The organism is Methylobacterium trifolii, from assembly GCF_022179685.1.
GTDB lineage: Bacteria > Pseudomonadota > Alphaproteobacteria > Rhizobiales > Beijerinckiaceae > Methylobacterium > Methylobacterium trifolii.
Genome location: NZ_BPRB01000390.1, coordinates 1 through 1977, shown reverse-complemented (window position 1 = coordinate 1977; position 1977 = coordinate 1). Strand labels below are relative to the sequence as shown.

The following is a 1977-nucleotide window of genomic DNA, read 5'->3' as shown; positions in this document are numbered from 1 at the left end:
GAACACCCGCGACAGCGCGGATATCGGCGCGCTGTCGCGGGTGTTCGATGCAGCGTGGCGCGAGGCCTATCGCGGGATCATCCCCGGCGTCGCCCTGGAACGCCTGATCGCGCAGCGCGACGATTCCTGGTGGCGCGGCGCCCTCAGGCGCGGCCGGCCGATCGCGGTGGTGGACAGCGCCGAGACCGTGGTGGGCTACGCCGCCTACGGCCGGACCCGCAGCCGGACGCTGGGCGTCGAGGGGGAGGTCGACGAACTCTACCTCCTGCCGGAATACCAGGGCCTCGGCCTCGGGCGGCGCCTGTTCCGGGCGGTCCGCAACGACCTGGCCGACCACGGCCTGCCCCGAATCGGCGCCTGGACCCTGGAGGAGAACGCGCGGGCGGCCGCCTTCTATGCCGGGCTCGGGGGCACGGCCGGCCCCCGCACCCTCGACCGGGTGGCGGGCGTGCCGCTGCCCAAGGTCGGCTACCTGTTCGGCTGACGTTTTTCGCCGGTCTCGCCCGGCCTCGATCTCCGCATGCCCGAAAAGCCGCCAGGTCGTCGCCGATCGACGGCTTCGGCCCCTTCGGACTGACGCTCGGGCGCAATCGTCGCCGGCCCCCCGAAAGGGCCGATTTGCTTTGCCGGGCGCGGGCACTAAGACACGGGCAGAACGGGATCGTCCCCCAAGGTCCGGAAGCGCCAGAACCATGAACATCGACGCGATCAAGCTCGGCAAGAACCCGCCGCACGACGTCAACGTGATCATCGAGGTGCCGCTGGGCGGCGAGCCGATCAAGTACGAGATGGACAAGGAGTCCGGTGCCCTCGTCGTCGACCGCTTCCTCTACACCCCGATGTTCTATCCCGGCAATTACGGCTTCATCCCCCACACCCTGTCGGGCGACGGCGACCCCTGCGACGTGCTGGTGGCCAACACCCGCGCGGTGTTGCCCGGCGCCATCATCAGCGCGCGCCCCGTGGGGGTGATGGTGATGCAGGACGAGGGCGGCGAGGACGAGAAGATCATCGCCGTGCCCTCGCGCCACCTGACGCAGCGCTACAACCGCGTCGAGAACTACACCGACCTGCCCGAGATCACGATCCACCAGATCCAGCACTTCTTCGAGCACTACAAGGACCTGGAGCCCGGCAAGTGGGTCAAGTTCGTGCGCTGGGGCGACAGGGAAGAGGCCCACCGGCTGATCCTCGAAGGCGTCGAGCGCGCGAAGAACAAGGCGTAGCCCGCATGATCCCGGCGGGGCGCCTCAGAGCGCCTCGCCCCGGAACAGCCGCGGCTGCGCCCCGCGCGAGGCCGCGGCCTGCCCGATGAAGAACCGCTTCAGCCCCGGCAGGCGGTCCACAAGCCCCAGACCGAAATCGCGGGCCAGCCGCGCGGGCAGGAAATCGTTCGCGAACAGCCGGTTCAGCCCGTCCGTCGCCGCGGCCATGGCCAGGGTGTCGAAGCGGCGGGCGCGCTCGTAGGCGGTCAGCACGTCCGGGCCGCCGGGATCGAGGCCGAGGCGCAGCGCCCCGGTCACGGCCTCCGCCAGGGCCGCCGCGTCCGCGAGGCCGAGGTTCAGGCCCTGGCCCGCGAGCGGGTGGATCACGTGGGCGGCGTCCCCCAGGAGGGCGAGGCGCTCGGCCATGAAGCTGCGGGCGATGCCGAAGGCCAGGGGATGGGCGCTCGGGCCCCCCTCCAGCGCGAGGCGCCCGAGATCGGGGGTGAAGCGCCGCTCGATCTCGGCCAGAACGTCGACCGGGTCGCCGCCCAGCAGGGCCGGCACGTCGCCGGCCCGCTCCGTCCAGACGATGGAGGAGCGGTGGCCGAGGCTGCCGCCGTCCGAGAGCGGCAGGATGGCGAAGGGGCCGCCCGGCAGGAAATGCTCGAAGGCCCGCCCCCCATGGGGACGGTCGTGGCCGACCGTGGCGACGATGCCCGTCTGCGGATAGGACCAGCCGACCCAGCCGATCCGCGCCGCCTCCCGCAGGCGG

At 72.0% G+C, this 1977-nt stretch carries 3 protein-coding genes; 2 read left to right on the top strand and 1 reads right to left on the bottom strand.

What is annotated here, in order from left to right; translation table 11 throughout:
- Positions 1-22 precede the first annotated feature (22 nt).
- Both COGEMETH_RS25005 and ppa read left to right on the top strand, forming a co-directional pair.
- Positions 23-484 carry a GNAT family N-acetyltransferase gene (locus tag COGEMETH_RS25005; protein ID WP_238185367.1) on the top strand — a complete coding sequence of 154 codons (462 nt, stop codon included), beginning with the start codon at positions 23-25 and terminating at the stop codon, positions 482-484.
- A 208-nt stretch (positions 485-692) separates the two neighbouring features.
- Complete coding sequence (gene ppa / locus COGEMETH_RS25000; RefSeq protein WP_238185366.1) at positions 693-1226, top strand: inorganic diphosphatase; 534 nt, start codon at positions 693-695, stop codon at positions 1224-1226.
- Between the two features lie 24 nt (positions 1227-1250).
- Here ppa and COGEMETH_RS24995 read toward each other — a convergent pair.
- Positions 1251-1977: FAD-dependent monooxygenase (locus COGEMETH_RS24995; protein WP_238185365.1), on the bottom strand; the 727-nt coding region annotated here is incomplete at its 5' end.